At 34.5% G+C, this 3,599-nt stretch carries 6 protein-coding genes; 1 reads left to right on the top strand and 5 read right to left on the bottom strand.

The genetic code is table 11. The annotated features are described in order from the left end of the window. From BQ7400_RS00075 to BQ7400_RS00055, 5 genes are all read right to left on the bottom strand, one after another. Window positions 1-193 (bottom strand): heavy-metal-associated domain-containing protein (locus tag BQ7400_RS00075; RefSeq protein ID WP_072469052.1); only part of this gene is annotated, 193 nt, incomplete at its 3' end. Window positions 194-249: 56 nt separating this feature from the next. Further along, window positions 250-612, bottom strand: coding sequence for an ArsR/SmtB family transcription factor (locus BQ7400_RS00070; protein WP_034437740.1), 363 nt, complete (start codon window positions 610-612; stop codon window positions 250-252). Window positions 613-1,015: 403 nt separating this feature from the next. Then, window positions 1,016-1,831, bottom strand: coding sequence for a hypothetical protein (locus BQ7400_RS10660; RefSeq protein ID WP_219306797.1), 816 nt, complete (start codon window positions 1,829-1,831; stop codon window positions 1,016-1,018). A 15-nt stretch (window positions 1,832-1,846) separates the two neighbouring features. Beyond that, window positions 1,847-2,734 (bottom strand): DUF262 domain-containing protein, encoded by an 888-nt coding sequence (locus tag BQ7400_RS10655; protein WP_219306796.1) that lies wholly within the window; start codon window positions 2,732-2,734, stop codon window positions 1,847-1,849. Between the two features lie 197 nt (window positions 2,735-2,931). Beyond that, window positions 2,932-3,129, bottom strand: a complete 198-nt coding sequence (locus tag BQ7400_RS00055) for a hypothetical protein (RefSeq protein ID WP_219306798.1) — start codon at window positions 3,127-3,129, stop codon at window positions 2,932-2,934. A 227-nt stretch (window positions 3,130-3,356) separates the two neighbouring features. Between BQ7400_RS00055 and BQ7400_RS10235 the strand changes: the two genes are divergently transcribed. Then, window positions 3,357-3,599 (top strand): transposase family protein (locus tag BQ7400_RS10235; protein WP_180371928.1); only part of this gene is annotated, 243 nt, incomplete at its 3' end.

Here is a 3,599-nt window from a genome sequence, read left to right as displayed (position 1 = left end):
CATGACTATGAACAATCGTTTCAATCTGACTGGCTATCGTATCTGCGGCAGCTGGAGCAACATTGATTATCAGCGTCTGCTTCATCAAATTTACAACTGAGGATTGTACTCCATCCAATTCTCCGACTTCTTTTTCAATTTTTGCGGAGCAGTTCGGACAGTCCAACCCTTTTAATAGAAATATGCGTTTCATGATAATCTCCTTATAATTTGTTTAATTGCTCAATTACTCAACTATAATATTAAAAATTATTGTTTCTGCCAAAGATGCTCAAATCCCTTGTCAATAATCTCTTTCACATGATCATCTGCCAGCGAGTAGTAAACTATCCGTGCTTCTTTACGGAATTTTACCAGATTCGCTAGGCGTAATACCTTTAACTGATGCGAAATTGCAGATTTTGTTACCCCCAGTAGCACTGCAAGATCACATACACACATCTCACTCTGTTCTAGAGCGTGTAAGATTTGTACTCTAGTTCCATCTCCAAATAGCTTAAACAAAGAAGCCAACTGGATATAATCATCTTTTGGCTGCATCTTGGATTTCACATCATTCACAATATCCTCATGAATTACATCGCAATTACAAATATAAGACGTTTTTGACATATATTCACCTTCAAATAATAATAGTTGAACAATTACTCAACTATTATTGTACTTATTTTTAAATTTATGTCAATAAGCTGATGTTAGTTCCCCATAAATTTTACAATTAAAACCAGCTCTTTATTCTTTTCTTAATCTTTTTTTCCCAGTATACCGTTTTGGCTTTCTTGTCACACTTCCTGTAAATCCCGATTTGTCAATTTCATTAAATATAATTTTTATCTTTCTCAAGTGTATACAGATATGTAATCGGATTCTGTGCCGACCGATTTAACTTCAATCCAGCTATCGACTTTCCAATGTATAATGTTTCATTCTCATCAAACGGAAGTCCCTGTTCGAATCTTTCATCCAGAAAGAATAATCTATTTTCAGTTTGTCCTATTGTTAATAAAGGCAAATGCTATAAAAGAATGCCCTTTAATGCCTTGCTCATCAGCTTCTGACGTTTCTCCATAAACTCTTCAAAGTTTGCAAGTTCATAAGAAACATCACTAGGAAGGTACTTAGCATTTTCACTATTTTCAGTAATCTTCAACCAATCTACAAGTGGTGTCGCATTCTTGGATTCATTCTCTCTACCTTCCAACAATTGAAAGTTTGCTAATGTATTCCTTCTTCTACGCCAATCTTCTTTAGTATCATCATCAATCACTGTTCCATCCGGCAACACTAAGTCTTTAATCTTGCCTTCTTCAAATTCTGTATACGGATGCATATGATCTTGATGGAAACCTTTCTGACTATATTTCAAATTTGGATACATAAGAGATAACAACATAAATGTATAGGCACCAATCTCATATGTGTCAAACATTGCATCAATCTCATCCACAGTATATCTAAGAGTTCTGTCACCTGTGAATCTAATCCCATTTAGATTTTTCATACTAAATGAATTAGATGGTGCTGCCTTCAATGCCTCTCTTATGCTTGTCAGTGCAGAATTTGACGCAGCGCCAAAAATTTGTCTTACCTGTGCAATTACAATATATTTTCTTAATTCAGCTTTACTGCTCGAATCAAAATTACCACCTTTATATCTGTAGTAAACCATAGGCGAAACAGCCACATAAGAAATCATCTTCTCCGAATTAAATCCGAATTCATTTAACAAATCAACAGTATCATTGATAGCTTTTCGGATTGAATCCCAGTTTTCTTTGATTTTTAGTATACTATCTTTTTTGAATGTTTCTACTTTTAATGCTACGGACATATCTAAAAGATACAATCAGGTACGCATTATAAAGTCATTAGAGAACTTGAATCCTTCGCCTTTCTTATTTATTTCAGAAAGCAACTTATCAATTTCATCCCTTGCCTTATCCCAATAAGAAACAATGGTAGAGAATAATAAGTCACTCTTTGAAAGAACGGTTCCACCAGAATTTACTCTAACGAAAATATCCAATACACTGTCTATCGAATCATCAACTACTTCAAAGTAGTTGATGATTTCATCAGTAACCAGTCTTGTATGCAAAAGAGAAATATTCTTTGTTGCGACTTTGTCGGTTGCCCATCCATTAGGAATGATGACCTCTGTTAATAAATCTTCAGCTGAATACTTAAGGATATCTTTTACAAAATACCAAAGCTTATCGTCCTTATTCTTTGCAGCCTCTTCTGCTGTTAAAAATTTAAATTCGTAAGAAATGTCTGCTTCACCAGTTTTTTCACTGTGCAAATCAAAGTACAATTCTTTTTTCGGAAATGCATCATCATTCTTCCATCTTTTGTTTGGAAGTTTTCTGCTCATACTTCCTTGCAAAGCTATGTATAGAGAAGTCAATCTCTGCTGGCCATCCAAAACTGCACAGATTGTTTCATCTCCACTACCAACTGGGAACGGCTGTGGTGCAGCCGGATTCTTATACGCATCTCTTTCATGGTAATCTTTTATTAATTCATACATTGAATACTCTTTTTGGTTCACAATAGTCTTCTTAACTCTCCAAAAAAGAAAAGTTCCAATAGGATATCCAAGCATGATAGAATCCATTAATCTTGTAATCTGTGCATCTCCCCACACATATTTTCTTTGAATAGCAGGAAGATAGACTCTTCTACTATTTGCATCATCTATTATTGTTCTAATGCTTTTCTTTTCGTATGCCATGATTTACCTCACTCGTTACTCGTTTTTATCTGTTTTCCATCATTTCAAAGCTTTTTCACACTTTTACTTGTGTGTTTTAGTCAACAAAAATATACATTCCACGTGGCTTGATAGGTCAGTATAGATAAAACTTCATATTCCTAAAAAGCCTAGTATAGGTAAATATGTTGATTAATTTTTATTCTTTATTATCATAGCTACTTCACAAACAATAAACCCCTTTTATATAAATGAAGAGGAAGCCCTGCTAAGGTTTCAGCAAGAACTCTCACATATGAATATACGTTTGTTCTTTGCATGTCAGTAAATCCGTTGATATTCCTTCCAGCTATATTTCTTACAAATAAAAAAGACGATGAAGATATGCTTTCCCCATCTTTATGTTTGTCTTTCAACTTACCTGCACCTTTTTGGGTGAATATTAAATTTAGAATATTTATACTAGCAATTCCTAAAAGTAGGTATAAAAAAAGGTTCTATAATAAATGTTGGGGTCCCCCTAGACTCCAACATTTATTTTTTTCCATAAAAAATGCACTTATCTCTTTTTTCCTTTACAATAAAGTTACCACACTAAACAGAAAGGGTGAGATAAGTGCAAAACTATACTAACACAAATCTATTGAATTTAAAAGGTGTCTCTATTGACGAGGTGGTCTCTTTTGATGACCACATTGATGTAAAACTCCATTCTTTATCCAAGGAGGGACTTTGTCCTGTTTGTGGGCATAAGACCTCTCGCATCCATGATTATCGTCTGCAAAGGATCCAACATACGCCCATTGGCTTGCGGAAGGTCTTTCTTTTTCTTCGGAAGAAGCGCTTTGTTTGTCCTCATTGTCAGAAGCGTTTTTATGAGTCTTTG

Origin of the sequence: Urinicoccus massiliensis, assembly GCF_900120405.1 — a bacterium.
Lineage (GTDB): Bacteria > Bacillota > Clostridia > Tissierellales > Peptoniphilaceae > Urinicoccus > Urinicoccus massiliensis.
This window is presented reverse-complemented; position numbering and strand designations above follow the sequence as displayed.

Bases quoted from the DNA above. Each gene is read 5' to 3' on its own strand.
- BQ7400_RS00070 (WP_034437740.1), bottom strand. From the start codon at position 612: ATGTCAAAAACGTCTTATATTTGTAATTGCGATGTAATTCATGAGGAT.
- BQ7400_RS10660 (WP_219306797.1), bottom strand. From the start codon at position 1,831: ATGTCCGTAGCATTAAAAGTAGAAACATTCAAAAAAGATAGTATACTA.
- BQ7400_RS10655 (WP_219306796.1), bottom strand. From the start codon at position 2,734: ATGGCATACGAAAAGAAAAGCATTAGAACAATAATAGATGATGCAAAT.